The organism is Bosea sp. BIWAKO-01 (genome assembly GCF_001748145.1).
Lineage (GTDB): Bacteria > Pseudomonadota > Alphaproteobacteria > Rhizobiales > Beijerinckiaceae > Allobosea.
Window position 1 is genome coordinate 5,367,218 of record NZ_BCQA01000001.1, and the last position, 19,677, is coordinate 5,386,894.

The window sequence follows — 19,677 nt, forward strand, 5'->3', positions numbered from 1 at the left end:
TCTCGCTAATGGCGCGCCCGTGACGGGATCGCCCCCCGCCTGAGGATCGCTTCATGTCAGCCACTGCCCTTCACAGCGAAACCGACCGCAGCAACGCTCCGGACGCCTTCTGGATGCCGTTCACGCCGATGCGCGGCTTCAAGCAGGAGCCGATGCTGTTCGAGCGCGCCGAGGGCATGAACTACTTCACTCCCGAGGGGCGCCAGGTTCTCGACGCGATGGCAGGCCTCTGGTGCGTCAATGCCGGCCATGGCCAGCAGCGCATCGTCGAGGCGATCCGCGAGGCGGCGGGGCGCCTCGACTTCGTCTCTTCGTTCAAGATGAGCCATCCGTCCGCGCAGACCTATGCGGCACGGCTGTGCGATTTCGCGCCCGAGGGGCTCGATCACGTCTTCTTCGTCAATTCCGGCTCCGAGGCTGTCGATACCGCGCTCAAGATCGCACGCGCCTATCACCATGCGCGCGGCGATGCGCGCCGCACCAAGCTGATCGGTCGGGCCAAGGGCTATCACGGCATGGGCTTTGGCGGGCTGTCCGTGGCAGGCCTCGGCCGGCACAAGCGCGGCTTTGGCCCGCTGCTGCCCGAGGTCGCCCATTTCGCCCTGCCCTATGATGCCGGCATGGCATTCTCGCGCGGCCAGCCGGACGCCGGCGCGGCCTATGCCGAGGAACTTGAACGCGTGCTCGAGATGAACGACCCGGCCAGCGTCGCTGCCGTCATCGTCGAGCCGGTCACCGGCTCGGGCGGCGTCTATCCGCCGCCGAAGGGTTATCTCGAGCGCCTGCGCGCGATCTGCGACAAGCATGGTGTGCTCCTGATCTTCGACGAGGTCATCACGGGCTTTGGGCGCCTCGGCACCCCATTCGCGGCGCAGGCATTCGGCGTGACGCCCGACCTCATCACCTGCGCCAAGGGCATGACCAATGGCGCAGTACCGATGGGCGGCGTCATCGTCTCGAACGCGGTCTATGATGCCTTCATGGCCGGCCCGCCCGAGGTGATCGAGCTGTTCCACGGCTATACCTATTCGGCTCACCCGCTCGCTTGCGCCGCTGGGCTCGCCACGCTCGATGTCTTCGCCGAACAGGGCATCGTGGCGCGCGCGAAGGCGACCAGCACGCATTGGCAGGAGCGTGCGCTGGCGCTCAAGGGCTCCCCGCATGTTGCCGACATCCGCAGCATCGGCCTGCTCGGCGCCGTGGAGCTGACACCGCGGCCAGGGCAGCCCGGCGCGCGCGGGGCTGCCTGCGCCAAGGCCTGCTACGAGGCCGGCGTGCTGGTGCGCGGGTCGGGGGACACGATCGTGCTGTCGCCGCCGCTCATCGTCTCGGAAGGCGAGATCGACCTGGTCTTCGCGACCATCGCGACGGCCCTGCTCAGCATCGACTGAGCCATCGACCCGAAGGATGGATTGCGGTTTTCGGGAAAGCCGCCGCCGGGACAGAACGCTGGATCGCCGGGCCGGATACGAGATCCGGTCAGACGATCCAGTGCCGCGGCTCTTCAGGACTTGATCGCAACCTCCCAGGCCCGTGCGCGCGACTCCCACGGCACGAAGCCGGAGACGCGCGCCGTCGAGGCCCAGGCTTCGATCGAGTTGAACAGCATCACCAGCGGCACGTCGTCGATCATCCGCTTGTGCAGTTCGTCGAAGATCTTCTGACGCTCGGCCGGGCTCTCGATCTTCGAGGCCTTGTCGAGCAGCGCGATCACGGCGGGATCATCCCAGACCTTGCGCGGCTGGTCCGCCTTCGGCCCGGTGAAATGCTCGAAGCTCAGCGCCGGGTCGAGCCGCGCCGAGTAGGAATGCACCATCAGCTGGTAATTGCCCTTGAGGAAGCGATCCATATGGGTCGCCCACTCCACGACATCGATGTCCGAGTTGACGCCGACGGCCTGGAACATCGACTGCAGCACGACTGCGATGTTGAAGCTTGGCGCCGATTTACGGTTATTGGTGGTGATCTTCAGCCGCTCGCCCTTGTAGCCGGCCTCGGTGAGAAGCTTCTTCGCACGCGCTGGATCGTAGCCGTGCGAGAGGTTCTGCACGTCGCTGTGATAGGCCGACTTGGCGTGGATGGTGGAATTGTTCGGCTGCACGCCGTGATCGGAGACGATCGCGACGAGCTGGCTGAAATCGATGGCCGCTGCAAGCGCCTGGCGCATCGCTGGCGTCCTGAAGACCGGGTCATTGGTCTGGAAGAGCAGTGCATGGCGCGCTGCCGTGGTCGCGGTCTGGACCGTAATGCCGGGAGCCTTCTTCAGCTCGGCGACATCGGAGCCCAGCACTTCGGCAATGTCGATCTGGCCTGCGATCAGGCCGGCCTTCACCGAGGCTGCATCCGGGACGACCAGGAACCTGACCTCCGGAACGAGCGGCCGCTTGCTGCCGGCAAAGCCATCGAGGCCGCCGGGCAGCGACTGGTAGCCATCAAAGCGCGTCAGGCTGATCTGCTGACCGCGCCGCCACTCGCCGAACTTGAAGGGCCCGGTTCCCACCGGTGCCTTCCACGACCCGTCAGGATTCAGCGAATCCCTGTGAAGCACCGCGGCGCTGCCGCAATCGGTGCGCGCCAGCGAGAACAGGAAGAGCGCGTTGGGCTCGTTGATGCGCATACGCACGGTGGTTGGCGACACGGCTTCGACCGCTTCGACCTTGAGCCCGCTGCGGCCGTCGAAATCGGCAAGGCAACGCCACTCCGTCTTCGGGTCCATATAGCGCTGCCAACTCCAGACGACGTCCGCGGCGGTCAGCGGCGCACCGTTATGGAAGGTCAGTCCCTTGCGCAGTTCGAAGGTGTAGCTCAACCCATCCGGTGAGGTTTCCACCTTCTCCGCCAGCATGGGGCCGACGGTGCCGCCTTCGCGATAGGCGACCAGTCCTTCGACCATGTGGAGGGTCACCGCGTCGCTGTCGTCGTCGCGATTGACGCCTGGATTCGTGCCGCGAATATCGGCCCTGAGGGCGATGGTCAGGGTTTGCGCCGCCACCGGAGCACTCGACAGTGCCGCGAGCAGCGCCACCGTCGCAATGCGCGTTCGTGAAGCACGTCTCATGAGCAAGGACCTCCCAATCCCCGTGTCAGGCCGCAGCCGCGACGGCGACCGGATCGCCGGAAAGGCTGTAGCGGGTGAAGTGTCGGTTGAGCGCGGGCAGCGGCGCCACCTCCATGATGCCGAGCCCTGGCTCCATCACGATCATCGCGACGCTCGCCGTCAAATCACCGGTCGTTCCGGCCCGTGGCGGGCGACAGACGGAATAGGGCGACAGGAAATCGTCGAAGAGCGCGGCCTTCAGATCCTCCCGCGTCAGGAAGCGCTGCGGCTCGGTCAACAATCGCCTGACACGCCAGTCGCGGTAGTGACTGTCGGGTGAGCCGAAGCCGGTATCGCGCAGCTTGGCAAGCGCGACCGGACTGATCCAGTGATTCGCGTGCACGATGAGCCCGTCTTCCGGATAGACCGGAAACGCCTCGTCCGGGGCGCATTCGAGGTCGATGGCAAAGCCCCGGTCCTGGCTCAGCATCATATTGGTCGAGCAGGCCTTCGGCGTGGTCGCCACCACTTTCATCGCCAGTGCCAGGTGCTCCTGCTCCAGTGCCTTGCGGCGCACCAAGGCGAGCGGAACGCCTTCCTGGCGGTAGTCGCGATCACTGCGTAGATAGTTGCCGGTCACGCAGATGCCGGCTTCGTTCATGCCGTGACGACCGAGGCCGCCCGCCTCGACGAAAGTGAGCAGGTCGGGCCCATCCTGCCGGTGCACGCGCAACACGATCGCGGTTTCCGCGCATTCCGGCTGCCAGTCCCAGTTCTGGCCCTGGATAATGCCTCCGCTCCAGCTTCGCTCCGGCAGGATGATGGCGCCGGTGCAGCCATCAGCCATCTTCTCCTCGTCCTCATCATCCTCATCAATAGGGCGCGAAGCGAGCAGGCGCGCCTTGGCGACGATCTCGGTCCGTGCATTGATCATGATGATCGCGGAGAGGTCGAGGCCGGCCCCGTCGGCGATGCCGCGCATTTCCTCGAGATAGCCCTCGTCGAAGGCAGCAATTCCCCGGCTGAACTCGGCGATCAGCGCTTCACGTTCACCTGGCTTCGATCCGAGCCTGTCGAGTTGTCCGGCATAGAAGCGTGCGCTGCGATGCACGCGATCCGTCACCGCCAGACCATGCTGCCGCCCTCGTTCGTAAGGCGACCCAGATACCGAGACGAAGGGAAATGGTGCAATCATCCACAGGCTCTGTGTTTTTTATTGCAATTATATACACTGGACCATCGCCAAACCTTATTGTCAATGGCAAGAAAGGGAAGCTTCGGAGACGCCCACGTGTCGAGCGGACTGCATCGCGAAATCATTGGTGACATCCTGCGGCTCGGCCGGGACGAAGGATGGGCGGTCGATGCCCCGGTCGGGGAAAAGCCACTGGCCACTCGTCTCGGCGTTTCACGAACGCCGGTGCGCCGCGCCCTGATCGATCTCAGCGAACGCGGCATCCTGCGGCGGGAACTCGGCTCGGGCTTCAAGCTCAACCGCCCGATCGATGCCGCGGTCATTGCGGAATGCAGCAATGATGCTGCCGGCGGCAAGGAACTCTACCGGAAGATCCTGAACGACCGCGCCGCGGGTCTGATTCCGCCATCGGTGACGGAGAACGCCTTGCTCGCGCATTTCGGCGCATCGCGTGGCGATCTGCGGCGCGCCTTGCTGCGCCTCTCGGCGGAAGGAATCGTCCAGCGCCAGCGCGGTCATGGCTGGCAGTTCTCGGAAAGCCTCGATAACCCGCAGGCCATCCTCGAAAGCTATGCCTTCCGCGAGGCCGTCGAGACAGCGGCTCTCAGCCAGCCCGATTACCGCATCGATGCGACCGTGCTGGAGCGGATGCGCAATGCGCATGAGGCGCTGATGCGCAAGCCCGCCTCCGAGATCGCGCCGGACATGTGGTTCCAGGTGAATGCCGAATTCCATGAGACGCTCGCCTCATGGTCACGCAACCGCTTCTTCCTGCAGGCGGTCAAGCGCCAGAATGCGCTGCGGCGCATGCATCAATTCGTCGACTTCCCGCAATTGACGCCCGAGCAGATCAAACAGTCCTGCGAGGATCATCTCGCCATCCTCGACGCTCTGGCAGCGGGGGATCGCCCGCGTGCCGTCGCCCTGCTCTCGGCCCATCTGAGCCAGGCAGCACAGGACTGGCACAATCAGAACTAAAGACGCATGCGCGCCCTTGCCCCGGGGCTTGGCTTTTCCTCCGGTCTTCCCGATGGTTCGGGCGCCGCTCCCGAAAGGCGGCAAAGCCCATGCCTCTCCTTTGCCAGCAGGATGCCATGTCTGATCGCAGGAATATCGGCACCTTCGACTATGTCGTGATCGGTGCGGGGTCGGCGGGCTGCCTGCTCGCGAACCGGCTCTCGGCCGATCGGTCCAAGCGCGTGCTCGTGCTGGAAGCCGGCGGCATGGACGACTGGATCTGGTTCCACGTCCCGGTCGGCTATCTCTACGCGATCGGCAATCCACGTGCCGACTGGTTGTTCCAGACCGAACCGCAGGCGGGTTTGGGCGGCCGGGCGCTCGCCTATCCGCGTGGCAAGGTCGTCGGCGGCTGTTCGGCGATCAACGCGATGATCTATATGCGCGGTCAGGCCGCCGATTATGACGGCTGGCGGCAACTTGGTCTGCAGGGCTGGAGCTGGGACGACGTACTGCCCTATTTCCTGAAGCACGAAGACCATATCGCGCCGCCAGCCGGCGGATTGCATCGCTCCGGCGGGGAATGGCGCGTCGAGAACCCGCGCGTGCGCTGGGCCATTCTCGATGCCGTCCGTGACGCGGCACAGGCGGCAGGAATCGCCAAGATCGATGATTTCAACACCGGCGACAATGAAGGGTCGGCCTATTTCCAGGTCAACCAGAAGCGCGGTCGGCGGGTGAGCTCCTATCGCGCCTTCCTGGTTCCGGCTCTGGGCCGCGAGAATATCCGGCTGGAAACCCATGTGCTGGTCGAGCGCATCATCATCGAGGAGGGCCGTGCCCGCGCGGTCGAATTCATCCATCAGGGCGAAAAGCTGCGCGTGGAGTCGAGCGGCGAGGTCGTGCTGAGCGCCGGAGCGGTCGGCTCACCCGCCATTCTCGAGCGGTCTGGCATCGGCGACGGTGAACGGCTCCAGGCTCTGGGTATCGAGACGCGGCGTCATCTACCGGGCGTCGGCGAGAACCTTCAGGACCATTTGCAGATCAGGCCCGTCTACAAGGTGGAGGGTGTGCGCACGCTCAACAGCGACTATGCCAAACTCTGGCGCAGGCCGCTGATGGCGCTGGAATACGCGGCGCTGCGCACCGGGCCGCTGACCATGGCGCCGTCGCAGGTGGGGGCCTTCGCCAAATCTTCGGCTGACTACGCCACGGCCAATCTCGAATTCCATTTTCAGCCGCTTTCGCTCGACAAATGGGGCGACGGGCTGCACCCGTTCGGCGCCTTCACCGCCAGTGTCTGCAACTTGCGACCTTCGAGCCGTGGCAGCGTCCATCTGAAGAGCCCCGACGCGAGCGACGCTCCTGCGATCTCGCCGAACTATCTCGCAACGGATGAGGACAAGCAGGTCGCGGTCGATGCGCTGAAGCTCGCGCGCCGCATCGTCGCGCAGCAGCCGCTCGCACGGTTCAAGCCCCAGGAACACGTGCCTGGTCCTTCGGTGACGTCGGATGCGGAGTTGCTGGAGGCGGCAGGCCGGCTCGGAACCACGATCTTCCACCCGGCAGGCACGGCCCGAATGGGACGAGACGACGATGCCGGCGCCGTGCTCGACGAACGCCTGCGCCTGCGCGGTGTCGAGGGCCTGCGCGTCATCGACGCTTCGGCCATGCCGCGCATCACCTCGGGCAATACGGCCGCCCCGACGATGATGATCGCGGAAAAAGGCGCCCAGATGATCCGGGACGACGCGCGAGGGCGTTGACCTCCACGCCAAGCGGGAGCCTGCTGACCGCTTGGCCGCGTCTTATCCGCGGCCCGTCGCGGGGCCAGGTGCCGGCAGGTTCATCCCGTCGTGATCGAAGGCCGGGTCGCCGTCTCACCCGCCTCCAATGCACGCTCGCTCTCGTCCTTGAGTTCGACGCCTGTCAGCGAACGCCTGAGAGCTTCCCGCATAAACCAGGCGAGCTTGAAGGCCGCGTGTTCGAAGGAAAGCCCGCCCGGGCGGATGTTCGAGACGCAGTTGCGCGTGGCATCGCTGAGGCCGCGCCGCGGCGCGAAGGTGAGATAGGCGCCAAGCGAGTCCGGCGAAGACAGGCCGGGTCGCTCGCCGATCAGCACCGCGACGAGGCGCGCGCCCAGTGTCTCAGCCGCCTCGTCGCCCAGCGCGACGCGTGCCTGACTCGCAATCACGACCGGCGCGAGTGTCAGCCCCTGGCGCTGCAGCAACGGCAGCATCGCGGCGACGAGCGGCGCCGCATTCTGCTGGACTGCTGTCGAGGACAGGCCATCGGCGACGACGAAGGCGAGATCGAAGACACCGCGTCGGGCCTGCAGCACCGCCTGCGCCTCGGGAGAGAGACGCCGCCCGAGGTCGGGTCGCCGCAGATAGAGATCGCGCGAGGGGGCGGCGCTCTCAACCTGCACCGTCTCCAGCGAGAGCGCTGCGAGTTCGGCCGCGACCTCTTCGGGGCGGAACGGGATATGAACCGCGTCGCGTGCCTGCGCATGGGCGAGGCCGAAGCGCAGCACCTCGCGCGTCGGCAAGGAAGCACCCGCGCGGCCGAGCGCAATGCGGGCCGGCGTCAGCCGCGTCAGCGCGGCCCAGCGCTCGTCGGCCGGGAGCGTGTCGTCACCGCTCACGCTGCCTGCTCCTGCATGGCTGCCAGCAAAGCCTGCCCACCCCGCCCGCTGCTCAACCGCCCGGATTCATCCGTGATGTCCATGCGTCGCAGCCAGGCCTCGAACTCGGGCGCGCGCCGCAGCCCGAGCACGTCGCGGACATAGAGCTGGTCGTGGAAGGAGGTGGACTGGTAATTCAGCATGACGTCGTCGGCACCGGGCACACCCATGACGAAATTGACCCCGGCCGTGCCGAGCAGGGTCAAGAGCGTGTCCATGTCGTCCTGATCGGCCTCGGCATGGTTGGTGTAGCAGACGTCGCATCCGAGCGGCACGCCCATCAGCTTGCCGCAGAAATGATCCTCCAGCCCGGCACGGATGATCTGCTTCCCGTCATAGAGATATTCCGGGCCGATGAAGCCGACGACGGTGTTCACCAGCAGTGGCTCGAAGGGCCGGCAGACGGCATAGGCCCGCGCCTCCAACGTCTGCTGGTCGACGCCGTGATGGGCGTCGGCGGAGAGTGCCGACCCCTGCCCGGTCTCGAAATACATCACGTTGTCGCCGATTGTGCCGCGCCTCAGCGAACGCCCGGCCTCCAGACCTTCCTGGAGCACGGACAGCGAAATGCCGAAGGATTCATTGGCCTTCTGCGTGCCGGCGACGGATTGGAAGACGAGATCGACCGGCGCGCCCTGCCCGATCAGCGCGATCGCGCTGGTGACATGCGTCAGCACGCAGCTTTGCGTGGGAATGTCGAAGCGGTGGATCAACTCGTCGAGCAGGCGGACGAGATCACCGAGCACCGGCAGGGAATCGGACGCCGGGTTGATGCCGATCACGGCATCGCCGCAGCCATAGAGCAGCCCGTCGATCGTGGAGGCGAGGATGCCGGCGGCATCGTCGGTCGGATGGTTCGGCTGGAGGCGCACCGCCATTGTGCCGGGCAGGCCGATCGTGTCACGGAAGCTCGTGACGACCCGGCATTTGCGGGCAACGAGGATGAGGTCCTGGTTGCGCATCAGCTTGGAGACGGCCGCCGCCATTTCCGGTGTCACACCCGGCGCGATGGCGGCCAGGACCTCCGGCGTCGCCCTTTCCGAGCAGAGCCAGTCACGGAACTCGCCGACTGTCTGCGACGCGATCGGAGCGAAGGCGGCCGCATCATGCGTATCGAGGATCAGGCGGGTGACCTCGTCCTCCTCGTAGGGCACCAGCGCCTCGTTGAGGAAGGTCCGCAAGGGCAGGTCGGCGAGCGCGATCTTCGCCGCCATATTCTCTTCCATGCTGGCGGCGGCGATGCCGGCCAGCATGTCGCCGGAACGCAGCGGCGTCGCCTTCGCCATCAATTGCTTCAGATCGGCAAAGACATGGACATGCCCTCCGACCGTGACGCGGTATGTCATCAACCTGTCCCCCGGATCATGCCCGAACGAGTGTGGGAGCGGCCGCGTCGGAGCGCAAGCCGCGCCGCTCCCATGCAGGGCCTATGCCGGTCTGGCGTAGGCCTCGATCGTGTCGAAGAGCTTGCGCGAGATGGTGATGCCCCCGGTCGCCGTTCGGGCACGGGCGGCGGCCCGCCGCTCGCCCGGCAGGCGGGCGCCGGGCTGACCGGCCACCGCATCGAACAGGCGCTCGAGGCGGGACGAAGCGCCCTCGCCCGCCAGTTCGCCAGGGTCGATCGCGATGAAGAACTGGCCGGTGCGTGGGGAGCCGCCGAGATTATCGGCGAAGGAGGACGCATCAATCGAGAGACAGGCACCGGTCAGCCAGGCTGCGAAGACCTCGACGATCAGGGCGAGGCCCGCGCCCTTGTAGCCGCCGGACGGGACCATCGAACCGCCGGCGAGCGCTGCCTTGGGATCGGTCGTCGGGTTGCCGTCGCTGTCGAGGGCCCAGCCGAGGGGGATTGCCTCGCCGCGTTGCTGGTGGACCACGATCTCGCTCTTGGCGACGACGCTGGAGGATTGGTCGAGCACCAGCGGCTCGCGCCCCGCACGCGGCACCGCAAAGGCGATTGGATTGGTGCCGAACACCGGCCTCGCGCCGCCCGCTGGCGCGATCGAGGCCGGCGCATTGACGAAGGCCAGCGCCAGCAGCCCGTTCTGGGCGATACGCTCGACATGGTAGCCGACCACGCCGCAATTGTAGGAGTTGGTGACGGCGAGCGCGGCGATGCCCTGTGCCTTTGCCGCCTCGCACAAGGCCGGCAGGCCGAAATCGATCGCCGGATGGGCAAAGCCCGCCTTGGCATCGACGCGGACCAGGCCCGGCTTCGGACTATCGAGCACCGGGCGCGCCTTGCCGTCGATCTTGCTGACGCGGGCGTGCTCGCAATAGGTCGGCAGGCGCGCGAGGCCGTGGCTGTGCACGCCCTCTGCCTCCGCCGCGACGACGGAAGCCGTGATCGGCGCTTCGTTGCGCGGATCGACCCCGCAGGCGAGCAGCACGCGCCGTGTCAGCGCCTCGACCTGAGCAAGCGTCAGGTGAACGCCGTCGGCGGAACTCTGCGTGTTCATGCCGCCTCCTCCTTGTCCTGTTCAGCGCAGTAGACCCGGGATGCGGCGTGCGGCGTCACCAGCCCGTCGGCGAGGTCCTTGGCGAGGCGCTTCGGATCGCGCCGCGCCGGATCGCCGAAGCCACCGCCGCCGGAGGTCTCGATGGTGACGGTGTCGCCGGCCTTCAGCGGGACGCCCGAGACCTTCGATTGCAGCGGGATTTTCGAGCCGTCCGCGCGCGTCACGGTGGTGCGGCTGAGCGAACCGGGCTCGCCGCCGCCGATGCCATAGGGCGCATGCCGGAAGCGCTCGAAATTGGTCGAGAGCGAGCCCTCGGCTGCATCCAGCCGCCATTCCCGCACGAGGCCCAAGCCACCGCGGAACTCGCCGGCGCCTCCGGAATCGGGAATGAGCCCATATCGGGTGAAGGTCACCGGGTATTTGGCCTCGACCATCTCGATCGGGGCATTGGTGTTGTTGTGCAGGCCGCAGGAGAGCGCGCTCGCGCCGTCGCCCCTGGCATGTCCGCCCCAGCCGCCGACCTCGATGTCGAAATAGACCTGGCGCTTGCCATTCGGGTTGGTCGTCTGCAGGGCGTAGACATAGGAGATCGCGTAATAGGCAGCCGGGATGCGCTCCGGCATGATCTGCGCCAGCGCCCCGAAGACGGCGGTGGCGATGCGATGGTTGACGACCATGCGGCCGGCCACCGGCGCCGGGAAGACCGCATTGACCACGCTGCCTTCCGGCAGATTCACGGTGACGGCGCGATAGCAGCCGGAATTGGCCGGGATCTCGCCGCCAAGTGCTGCCAGCAGTGCGTAGTAGACGGCGGAGCAGGTCATGGCGGGGGTGTTGTTGACCGGCCCTTTCACCTGCGGGCTCGACCCCTCGAAATCGAGCGTGATGGTCTCGCCGCGCTTGATGATCTTCACCACAAGCCGGATCGGCTCTTCCGACTGGCCATCGTCATCGACCAGTTCGACGAAGGAGGATTCGCTGTCGGGAAGCGCCTTCAGCGCGGCGCGCACCATGCGCTCGGAGCCGTCGAGGATGGCCGACATCGCGGCCGCGAGCGAGGCGGAGCCGTATTTGCGCGCCATGCGCGCCACGGCCCGCTCGCCGATGCCGAGCGCGGCGATCTGCGCATTCAGGTCGCCGCGCGTTTCGTCGGGTTGGCGCACGTTGTGCAGCAGCATCTCGAAGACGCCGGTGTTGAGCACGCCTCTGTCGACGAGGCGCAGCGGCGGGATGCGGATGCCTTCCTGGAAGACTTCCGTCGCGTTGGCATAGTAACTGCCGGCCGCACCGCCGCCGACATCGACATGGTGGCAGAGCGTGCCGACGATGCCGACCCGCTCGCCATCGACGAAGACCGGCCGGAAGGTCTGGATATCAGGCAGATGCTGGCCGCCGGAATAGGGATCATTGGTGACGATGACATCGCCGTCGTTCCACTGGTCGAGTGGTATGAAGCGGTCGAGGATGGTGCGCAGGCAGTCGGACATCGAGTTCAGGTGCACCGGGATGCGCGCGGACTGGGCGATGTTGCTGCCTTGCGCATCGAAGACGGCGGTCGAGAAATCCAGGATTTCGCGAACCACGGTCGAGCGGCTGGTGCGCCAGATCGTGATGCTCATTTCTTCGGCCGCAGCGACCAGAGCATTGCGGATGACTTCGAGGCGGACGGGGTCGATGCCCTTGAAAGTATCGCTCATGGTGTCGGGCCTCACTGCGCGGTGATGCGGTCGGCGATCAGGGCGCCGGCGGAATGGGTGACGATGCTCCAGCCGGCCGGCAGGTAGATCGAGGTGTAGGGCTCTTCGACGACGGCCGGGCCGCTGACGGGATCGGTGGTGCCGATCGCATCGCGCTCCCAGACCGGGGTGTCGACCGCCGCTCCCCGGCCATGGACCGGGCGCGATTGTACGGCCGGTTTCGCGGAGCCGGCGGCCTGGCGCGCCGGCACGGGCTTGGCCAGCGCGCCGACGGCTTTCAGCCGTAGCGCGACGATCTCGACCGGCACTTCCGGCTCGTCATAGGAGAAGCGCTGCTTGTGCAGGGCGTGGAAGGCAGCGCTCGCCCTGGCGACGCCTGCTGCCGAGAAATCGGCCTCGTCCAGTGGTACGCGCAGGTCGAAGGCCTGCCCGGCATAACGCAGGTCGACGGCCCATTCGAAACGGCGCGCGGCGGGCGCGACACCGTCCTCGGCGAGCAGGGCTTCCGCCTCCGTGACCAGGCGGGAGGCGGTCGCTCCCAAGCCAGGCGCGAGATCGTCGAACAGGCCGATCTGCGTGGCGCTGAGGTCATGGGCGATATCGGACCAGAGGATGCCCCAGGCCGAGAGCGTCGAGGCATGGGCCGGAAAGATGACGCGGCGGATGCCGAGTTCCTCTGCCACCTCGCAGGCGTGGACACCACCGGCACCGCCGAAGGACAGCATGGCGAAATCCTCGGGGTCGAGCCCCTTCTCGAAGAGCGAGAGCCGGATCGCCATGGCCAGCGCGGAATTCGCGACGTCGATGACGCCGGCCGCGGTCCTGTCGACGGAGAGCCCGAGCGGCGCTGCGACGGTCTCGGCAGCGCGACGGGCGGCCTCGCGGTCGAGCGGCATCGCCCCGCCCATGAAGCTCTTGCCGTCGAGCCGGCCGAGCAGAAGATTGGCGTCGGTCACGGTCAGCGCAGTGCCGCCCTTGCCGTAGCAGGCCGGGCCGGGGTCGGCGCCGGCGCTGTGAGGGCCGATGCGCAGGCGATTGCCGTCATCGACCCAGGCGATCGAGCCGCCACCCGCGCCGATGGTGCGCATCTCGATCATCGGAAGCCGTACGGGCAGGCCATCGACCTCCCCTTCATTGACCATCGAGACCACGCCGTCATGGACCACGGAGACGTCGAAGGAGGTCCCACCCATGTCGACCGCGACGAGATTGGGCTCGCCGAGTTCTGCCGACAGGCGCCTGGCCGCTGCGGCACCACCGCTGGGGCCGGAGAGCAGCAGGCGGGCGGGCTCACGCCCGGCCTTGGCGAGGCCGGAGACGCCGCCATTGGACTGGACGAGATAGACCTGCGTCTGCGGCACCTCCTCGGCGAGGCGCCCGGCGAGACGGTCGGTATAGCTCTGGACGATCGGCACCAGCAGCGCGTTCAGCGCCGTGGTCGACATGCGCTCATATTCACGGATCTCGGGCGAGATATCGCTGGCGAGCGAGATGGCGACGCCCGGCAGCATGTGGGACAGGATCTCGCCAACACGCCGCTCATGGGTAGGGTTGGCATAGGCGTGCAGCAGGCAGACCGCGACCGACCTGACGCCGGCCTCGGCGAGTTCGGACGCGATCCGGCGAACCCCCTCCTCCTGGAGCGGCGCGATCACCCGCCCATCCGCACCGACACGCTCCTCGACACCGAAGCAGAAGCGGCGGGCAACCAGCGGCTCCGGCTGCTCCAAGGTGATCGCGTAGACGTCCTTGCGGCCGTGCCGGCCGATCTGCATCACGTCTTCGAAACCAGCCGTGGTGACCACTGCCCCGAGCGGCAGCTTGCGTTCCAGCACGGCGTTCGTCGCGATCGTGGTACCGTGCAGCAGGTATTGCACTGCCGCCAGCGGGAAACCGAAGCGATCCGACGCTTGGCGGATGCCGGTGAGGAGGCCGACGGACGGATCCTTCGGCGTACTCGGCGTCTTGATCTGGTGGATCGCGCCGGTACCGGCGTCGAGGATCTCGATATCGGTGAAGGTGCCGCCGATGTCGACGGCGATGCGGATATCCTGTTCCATCAGGCAAAGCTCCAGGGTTCCCGCTCGCGCCGCGAGCAGGCCAGGTTCGAAGAGTGGGCGTTGCGGCGTGGCGGCGGGCTTTGCCCGTCCGCCTTCAGTATCCGGCCGGGCTGGCGGCCTACTTCATGACAGTTCGAGACATGGTCATTTGACGAAGGTCTTGGCGAGGCCGGAGGTCCGGTCGACAACGAGAACGACGACGAGCGTGAGCACGACGAGCAGTACGGACAAGGCCGCGACCAGCGGATCGGCCTGCTGTTCGACGCGGTGATACATCGCAACCGGCAGCGTCGAGATGCGGGGGCCGGTCATGAAGAGCGAGAGCACGACCTCGTCGAAGGAGACGAGGAAGCAGAGCGCCGTGGTGCCGACAATGCCCGAGCGCATCATCGGCAGGGTGACGCGGCGAAACACCGTCAGTGGCGAGGCGCCGAGCGTGGCAGCCGCTTCCTCGACCGGGATCGGCAGGGTGGCGAGAGCGGTCGAGAGCACACGGATGGCATAGGGCAAGGTCACGACGAGATGCGCTGCGACGAGGCCCTGGAAGGTCGCGAGCAGGCCATATCCGGAAAACACGATCAGGATCGCGAGGCCGAGTACGATCGTCGGCAGCAGCAGCGGCGCGGTGAACAGGCTCGACAGGAATTCCGCTCCGCGTGGCTTGAGCCTGACCAGCGCATAGGCCGCCGGGAGGCCGATCAGAAGGCTGAGCACGGTCACCACGAAGGCAAGTGCCAGGCTCGTCCAGAAGGCGGAGACCATCTTCCCGTCCGCGAAGATCGCCGGGTACCATTTGGTGCTCCAGCTCGAAGGCGGGAACATCATGTAGCTGTCGCCGGAGAACGAGATCGGCACGACGACGATCAGCGGCGCCAGCAGGAAGATGAACATCGCACCGGCGAGGATCTTCAGGGCGGGAGAAATCGGGCGTTCGTCCATGATGTCCTCCCCCTCACATGATGGCGCGCAGGGCGCGGGTATAGAGCACCAGCGCACCGCCGAAGATGACGAGCACCAGGATCGAGAGCGTCGCGGCGAGCGGCCAGTTCAGCGTCACGATGGCCTGGTCGTAGATTTCGGTCGCAAGCAGGAAGACGCGGCCGCCACCAAGCAGCTTCGGTGTGATGAAGGACGAGACGGCCAGCACGAAGCAGAGCAGCGAGCCGAGCGCGATGCCGGGCAGTGTCAGCGGCACGACGATATGGCGAAACACCTTCCAGGGTGGCGCACCGAGCGTTGAGGCGGCCTCCTCGACACGCGGATCGAGCCGGCCGAAGCCGGCCAGCAGCGCCAGGATCATGTAGGGCATCAGGATCTCGGTCAGCCCGATCACCACGCCGGTCTTGTTGAACATCAATTTGAGCGGCGCGATGCCGATGGCACCGAGCGCATTGTTGACGAGCCCGTTCTCCGAGAGGATCGCGACCCAGCCATAGGTCCGCACCACCGCCGAGGTCAGCAGCGGCGAGATCACCAGCACGAGCAGGATCGTGCGCCATGTGCCGCTGGAGCGATGGAGATAGAGCGCGATCGGATAGGAGCAGACCAGCGTCATCAGCGTGATGCCGAGGCTGACCAGGATGCTGTTGAGAATGAGCTCGGCGTAGAAGCTGTCACGCAGCACCGAAAACCAGGTTGCGAGCGTATAGACCTCGACCATCGCGCCCGTCGCCTGCGACTCGTAGAAGGACATGCGCAGGAGGTTGAAGACGGGCGCGAGGAAGCCGAATGCGTTCACGAGCGCGATCGGCAGGAGCAGAAGAACGACCAGCGGCAGGCCGCTGCTCCGTTCCGCGGCCGGCATCGGGGCCGCCATCGCTGCGGCGGGCGCGACGGCGCTCATGCTGCCGCTCCGTAGACGAAGATGTCCTGCGGCCGCCAGGACAGGGTCACCGGGCGGCCCGGCTCGATCACGCTCTCGCCGCCGCGGGTCGCGAGCTCGACAGAGACGATCTGGCCGCCGACATCGACGTCATATTGCAGGATGTCGCCGGCAAAGATCGCGCGGGCGACGGTGCCCGAGACGTGCTGGCGCGCGGGATCCGCGGCTGCAGGAGAGGCCGGCGAAAGCCCGAGGCGATGCGGACGGATCATCACCTGCACCGGTCCTTCGAGGCCGGCGGGAGCGGCGATGCGCTGGCCGGCGAACTCGGCCGCGCCATTGCGGGCGACCGCCGTCAGGCGATTGCTGCGGCCGACGAAGCTCGCGACGAAGGCCGTCTTCGGCGTCTCATAGAGTTCGACCGGGGTGCCGAGTTGTTCGAGCCGGCCCTGGTTCATCACCACGACCTTGTCGCACATGGTCAGTGCCTCGACCTGGTCATGCGTCACGAAGATCGCGGTGATGCCGAGGCGTTTCTGGATGTCGCGGATCTCGTTGCGCATCTCGTCGCGGAGCTTGGCATCGAGATTGGAGAGCGGCTCGTCGAGGAGGAGGATCGAGGGACGGATGACGAGTGCACGCGCCAGCGCCACGCGCTGTTGCTGGCCGCCGGAGAGTTGGGCCGGCCTGTGCTCCTCCTTGCCGGTGAGATGGACGAGTGCGATCGCCTCCTTCACCCGCTTGGCGATCTCGCCCTTGTCGACCTTGCGCATCTCGAGGCCGAAGGCGACGTTTCGCGCCACGCTCATATGCGGGAACAGCGCGTAGCTCTGGAAAACCAGGCCCATGTCGCGGCGATGCGTCGCGACCTCGGTCAGGTCGCTGCCGCCGACGACGATCCGCCCGGAGGTCGCGGGCACGAGGCCCGCGATCATTCTCAGCGAAGTCGTCTTGCCGCAGCCCGAGGGGCCGAGGAAGGCGACGAGCTCGCCCTTCGGCACCTCGAGATCGAGATTGTCGACCGCGACGAAGTCGCCATAGCGCTTGGTCAGGCTCCGGATCGAAAGGAAGCCCTCTGGTGCATCGGTTCGGCTGGTCATGGTCGACATCCTCCTTTGGCTCAGCGGCTCAGCGGGATCACCTTGCGGCGCCACTGGTCCATGATCGGCTCGCGGACCTTGGCGAGCGCGATCCAGTCCACCGGAATGACCTTGTCCATCGACTTCACCGCGGTCCGCGCGATCGCGGCGTCCGAGATCTGCGCCTTGGCATTGGTGGGCGCATAGAACATCGCTTCCGTGAAAGCCTTCTGCGCCTCGGGGCTGAGCGCGTAGTTGATGAACTTCGCGCCGGCATCCTTGCCGGGGCCACCGGCGACCTGGTTGATGGTGTTGATCTGGAAGACGCTGCCTTCCTTCGGCAGGGTCGCACCGAGCTTGCCGTTCGAGGTGTCGATGTTCACCTGCGCACGGGCGTTCCAACCGGCGCCGACCGTCGCCTGGCCGGAGATGATCGTGACATAGACCTCGGGCTTCGGCTCCCAGGTCTGCACGTTGGGCGCAATCTCGCCGAGCGCGGCGATACCCTTGTCGACATTCTTGAGGTAGTCGGTGCCACCGCGCGCCTTGTCGGTGATCAGAACGAGCGAGAGGCCCTGGATGTCAGGCATGCCGGGGATCGCGACCTTGCCGGCGAACTTCTTGTCGGCGAGGTCCATCCAGGATTTCGGCGTCTCCTTCACCGTATCGGTGTTGTAGAGCAGCACGAGGTTGTCGAAGGTCACGGCGACGCCGTCGACATCGGCAATGCGCGCGCTGGGGTAGAGATCGGCGACGTTCGGGGTGTTCTTCTCGTCGATCTTGGTCAGCAGCTTCTCGTCGGTTGCAGCCTTCGAGACCGAGACGTCCATGATCACGACATCGGCCTGCGGCGCGGCCTTCTGGGCGCGCAGGTTGCCCAGCATCTGGGCCGAGTTCGGCATCGGGAAATATTCGACCTTGATGCCGGGATTGGCCTTCATGAAGGGCTCGACCACCGCCTTGGTGTAGCGCTCCTGGAAGAGACCGGAATAGGCCATCACCGTCACGGTCTGCTGGGCCATGGCGGTGCTTGACAGGAGTGCGGTTGCGAGCCCGGCTCCGATCGCGATCTTGGCATATGTCTTCATGCGACTTCCCCTCTGTTTATGGTTGTGCGAGCGGCTTTGTGCCGCCCGCTTCGACATGTCGGACATTCAGGGCCTGGACATCAGGCCCTGGCGAGCTTGCCCTCGACCATGGCGGTGGCGCCCGAGATATCGGGCAGCTTCTCGCCGTTGCGCAGGCGCTCGAGCAGCACGAGTTCCTGCTCCTGCATTTCGATGGCGCGACGGGCATAGGCCTCAGCCGTCGCGGCCTTGAGGACGACAATGCCGCTCTCGTCGCAGAGCACGGCATCGCCGGGCTCGATCGTCTGGCCGCCGACGCTGACCGGGACGTTGATCGCGCCCTCGGTGCCGAGGATCTTGGTCGTGATCGGCGATGGGCCGCGGCACCACATCGGCATGTCGGTCTTGACGATCTCGGAGAAATCGGTCGCCGGCCCGTCGATGACGCCGGCCGCCACTCCGGCATTCTTCATGGCGTGGGTGACGACGCCGCCCCAGCAGGCATGCTTGGTATCGCCGCAGCGGTCGATCACGACCACGTCACCCGGGCGGACGAGCTTGGTGAGGTAGTGCAACGCGGTCGAATCCGCGTGCGGGATGCGGATGGTGACCGCCGTTCCGGCGATGCGCTTGGTCGGCAGCACCGCGCGGATCTCGCGGTCGACGAAGCCTGAATGCAGGACATGGCCGATAGTCGCGACTTCGCATTGCTCAAGCAAGGCAACGAGGCTGGCCGGAATCTGCGCCGGCATGGGATTGACGATGAACATGCTGCGCTCCGGTCAGCCGATGACGTGATGATTGGCGACCGGGACCGCGGCGCGGACCTTGGCGGTGTAGTCGAAATCGAGCCTGGCGCTCGTGGTGCCGACACCATCCGAAGCCTGGGCGGCGATATGGCCCCAGGGGTTAATCACCATCGAATGCCCGTAGCAGGCGTTCTTGCCCTGCGCATGGGTGCCGGTCTGTCCGGTCGCCAGGAACCAGGTCTGCGTCTCGGCCGCACGGGCGCGGGCCAGCAGCTCCCAATGGTCCTTGCCGGTCATCAGGGTGAAGGCGGCGGGCAGGACGATCAGATCGGAACCGGCGTCGCGCAGCTTGCGGAAGAGCTCCGGGAACCGGATGTCGTAGCAGATGGCGCAGCCGACCGTGGCGTCCCCGACCTTGTAGGTCACGACCTCCTTGCCACGCGAGACCATGTTGGACTCACGGTAGCTCGAGCCGCCGGGAGCATCGACATCGAACAGGTGGATCTTGCGGTAATGCGCGATCTGCTTGCCATCGGGACCGAAGACGAGGGTCGCATTGAAATAGTCGTCGCCGTCGCGCTCGCAGACGCTGCCGGCATGGATGGTGACGCCGTGCTTCTCGGCGAGGCCCGACATCAGGCGATAGCTCTCGCCGTTCGGAAAGGTCTCGGCGCTCTCGCGCATCGCCGCCGGACTGCCGTCCAGGAAGGCGTAGTATTCCGGCAGCACGATGAGATCGGGATTATCCTCGGCGACGACCTTCTCGATCATGGCCCGGGCGGTCTTGAGGTTCGCGGACTTGTCGTCCTGCGAGTTCATCTGGATGAGCGAGACTTTCAACGGCGTTCTCCCTGCAGGCGTTGCTGCAGCAG

At 66.4% G+C, this 19,677-nt stretch carries 16 protein-coding genes; 3 read left to right on the top strand and 13 right to left on the bottom strand.

The window, feature by feature from the left end:
- The first annotated feature begins 53 nt into the window (after positions 1-53).
- Positions 54-1,391: an omega-aminotransferase AptA gene (aptA, locus tag BIWAKO_RS25095; protein ID WP_069880971.1), complete on the top strand. Its 1,338-nt coding sequence runs from the start codon at positions 54-56 to the stop codon at positions 1,389-1,391.
- Between the two features lie 113 nt (positions 1,392-1,504).
- Here the strand turns inward: aptA and BIWAKO_RS25100 are convergent, their stop codons facing one another.
- Positions 1,505-3,058, bottom strand: a complete 1,554-nt coding sequence (locus tag BIWAKO_RS25100) for an ABC transporter substrate-binding protein (RefSeq protein WP_069880972.1) — start codon at positions 3,056-3,058, stop codon at positions 1,505-1,507.
- Positions 3,059-3,083: 25 nt separating this feature from the next.
- On the bottom strand, positions 3,084-4,160 hold the full coding sequence (locus tag BIWAKO_RS25105) for a C45 family autoproteolytic acyltransferase/hydolase (protein ID WP_371332064.1): 1,077 nt from the start codon (positions 4,158-4,160) through the stop codon (positions 3,084-3,086).
- On the opposite strand from BIWAKO_RS25105, the gene BIWAKO_RS25110 reads away from it, so the two are divergent.
- Positions 4,143-5,210, top strand: coding sequence for a GntR family transcriptional regulator (locus BIWAKO_RS25110; RefSeq protein ID WP_084651791.1), 1,068 nt, complete (start codon positions 4,143-4,145; stop codon positions 5,208-5,210). The two genes, BIWAKO_RS25105 and BIWAKO_RS25110, sit on opposite strands and share 18 nt — an antisense overlap.
- Before the next feature lie 116 nt (positions 5,211-5,326).
- Positions 5,327-6,955 carry a GMC family oxidoreductase gene (locus BIWAKO_RS25115; RefSeq protein ID WP_069882766.1) on the top strand — a complete coding sequence of 543 codons (1,629 nt, stop codon included), beginning with the start codon at positions 5,327-5,329 and terminating at the stop codon, positions 6,953-6,955.
- Positions 6,956-7,035: 80 nt separating this feature from the next.
- Here the strand turns inward: BIWAKO_RS25115 and eutC are convergent, their stop codons facing one another.
- From eutC to BIWAKO_RS25170, 11 genes are all read right to left on the bottom strand, one after another.
- The gene (eutC, locus tag BIWAKO_RS25120; RefSeq protein WP_069880975.1) at positions 7,036-7,833 is read right to left on the bottom strand and encodes an ethanolamine ammonia-lyase subunit EutC; all 798 of its coding nucleotides are present in this window, start codon (positions 7,831-7,833) and stop codon (positions 7,036-7,038) included.
- Positions 7,830-9,218: an ethanolamine ammonia-lyase subunit EutB gene (locus BIWAKO_RS25125; RefSeq protein WP_069880976.1), complete on the bottom strand. Its 1,389-nt coding sequence runs from the start codon at positions 9,216-9,218 to the stop codon at positions 7,830-7,832. The genes eutC and BIWAKO_RS25125 overlap by 4 nt, the downstream gene beginning before the upstream one ends.
- A gap of 81 nt (positions 9,219-9,299) precedes the next feature.
- Positions 9,300-10,331, bottom strand: a complete 1,032-nt coding sequence (locus BIWAKO_RS25130) for an Ldh family oxidoreductase (RefSeq protein ID WP_069880977.1) — start codon at positions 10,329-10,331, stop codon at positions 9,300-9,302.
- Positions 10,328-12,028: a hydantoinase B/oxoprolinase family protein gene (locus tag BIWAKO_RS25135; RefSeq protein WP_069880978.1), complete on the bottom strand. Its 1,701-nt coding sequence runs from the start codon at positions 12,026-12,028 to the stop codon at positions 10,328-10,330. The genes BIWAKO_RS25130 and BIWAKO_RS25135 overlap by 4 nt, the downstream gene beginning before the upstream one ends.
- Positions 12,029-12,039: 11 nt before the next feature.
- Positions 12,040-14,088 carry a hydantoinase/oxoprolinase family protein gene (locus BIWAKO_RS25140; RefSeq protein WP_069880979.1) on the bottom strand — a complete coding sequence of 683 codons (2,049 nt, stop codon included), beginning with the start codon at positions 14,086-14,088 and terminating at the stop codon, positions 12,040-12,042.
- A 144-nt stretch (positions 14,089-14,232) separates the two neighbouring features.
- A complete protein-coding gene (locus BIWAKO_RS25145; protein ID WP_069880980.1) occupies positions 14,233-15,027 on the bottom strand; it encodes an ABC transporter permease in 795 nt (264 codons plus the stop codon).
- A 13-nt stretch (positions 15,028-15,040) separates the two neighbouring features.
- Complete coding sequence (locus BIWAKO_RS25150; protein ID WP_069880981.1) at positions 15,041-15,931, bottom strand: ABC transporter permease; 891 nt, start codon at positions 15,929-15,931, stop codon at positions 15,041-15,043.
- Entirely contained in the window at positions 15,928-17,010 is a 1,083-nt protein-coding gene (locus tag BIWAKO_RS25155; protein WP_069882767.1) for an ABC transporter ATP-binding protein, read from the bottom strand. The genes BIWAKO_RS25150 and BIWAKO_RS25155 overlap by 4 nt, the downstream gene beginning before the upstream one ends.
- A gap of 20 nt (positions 17,011-17,030) precedes the next feature.
- On the bottom strand, positions 17,031-18,011 hold the full coding sequence (locus tag BIWAKO_RS25160; RefSeq protein WP_069882768.1) for an ABC transporter substrate-binding protein: 981 nt from the start codon (positions 18,009-18,011) through the stop codon (positions 17,031-17,033).
- 146 nt (positions 18,012-18,157) lie between these two features.
- Positions 18,158-18,826: an RraA family protein gene (locus tag BIWAKO_RS25165; protein ID WP_069880982.1), complete on the bottom strand. Its 669-nt coding sequence runs from the start codon at positions 18,824-18,826 to the stop codon at positions 18,158-18,160.
- A gap of 12 nt (positions 18,827-18,838) precedes the next feature.
- Positions 18,839-19,645 carry a carbon-nitrogen hydrolase family protein gene (locus BIWAKO_RS25170; protein WP_074471616.1) on the bottom strand — a complete coding sequence of 269 codons (807 nt, stop codon included), beginning with the start codon at positions 19,643-19,645 and terminating at the stop codon, positions 18,839-18,841.
- Positions 19,646-19,677: the final 32 nt, after the last annotated feature.

Excerpts from the sequence above, each read along its gene's own strand:
- aptA (WP_069880971.1), top strand. The coding sequence starts at position 54 with ATGTCAGCCACTGCCCTTCACAGCGAAACCGACCGCAGCAACGCTCCG.
- BIWAKO_RS25160 (WP_069882768.1), bottom strand. The coding sequence starts at position 18,011 with ATGGCCCAGCAGACCGTGACGGTGATGGCCTATTCCGGTCTCTTCCAG.
- BIWAKO_RS25150 (WP_069880981.1), bottom strand. The coding sequence starts at position 15,931 with ATGAGCGCCGTCGCGCCCGCCGCAGCGATGGCGGCCCCGATGCCGGCC.
- BIWAKO_RS25125 (WP_069880976.1), bottom strand. The coding sequence starts at position 9,218 with ATGACATACCGCGTCACGGTCGGAGGGCATGTCCATGTCTTTGCCGAT.
- BIWAKO_RS25140 (WP_069880979.1), bottom strand. The coding sequence starts at position 14,088 with ATGGAACAGGATATCCGCATCGCCGTCGACATCGGCGGCACCTTCACC.
- BIWAKO_RS25110 (WP_084651791.1), top strand. The coding sequence starts at position 4,143 with ATGCACGCGATCCGTCACCGCCAGACCATGCTGCCGCCCTCGTTCGTA.
- BIWAKO_RS25145 (WP_069880980.1), bottom strand. The coding sequence starts at position 15,027 with ATGGACGAACGCCCGATTTCTCCCGCCCTGAAGATCCTCGCCGGTGCG.
- BIWAKO_RS25100 (WP_069880972.1), bottom strand. The coding sequence starts at position 3,058 with ATGAGACGTGCTTCACGAACGCGCATTGCGACGGTGGCGCTGCTCGCG.
- BIWAKO_RS25130 (WP_069880977.1), bottom strand. The coding sequence starts at position 10,331 with ATGAACACGCAGAGTTCCGCCGACGGCGTTCACCTGACGCTTGCTCAG.
- BIWAKO_RS25165 (WP_069880982.1), bottom strand. The coding sequence starts at position 18,826 with ATGTTCATCGTCAATCCCATGCCGGCGCAGATTCCGGCCAGCCTCGTT.
- BIWAKO_RS25155 (WP_069882767.1), bottom strand. The coding sequence starts at position 17,010 with ATGACCAGCCGAACCGATGCACCAGAGGGCTTCCTTTCGATCCGGAGC.
- BIWAKO_RS25115 (WP_069882766.1), top strand. The coding sequence starts at position 5,327 with ATGTCTGATCGCAGGAATATCGGCACCTTCGACTATGTCGTGATCGGT.
- BIWAKO_RS25135 (WP_069880978.1), bottom strand. The coding sequence starts at position 12,028 with ATGAGCGATACTTTCAAGGGCATCGACCCCGTCCGCCTCGAAGTCATC.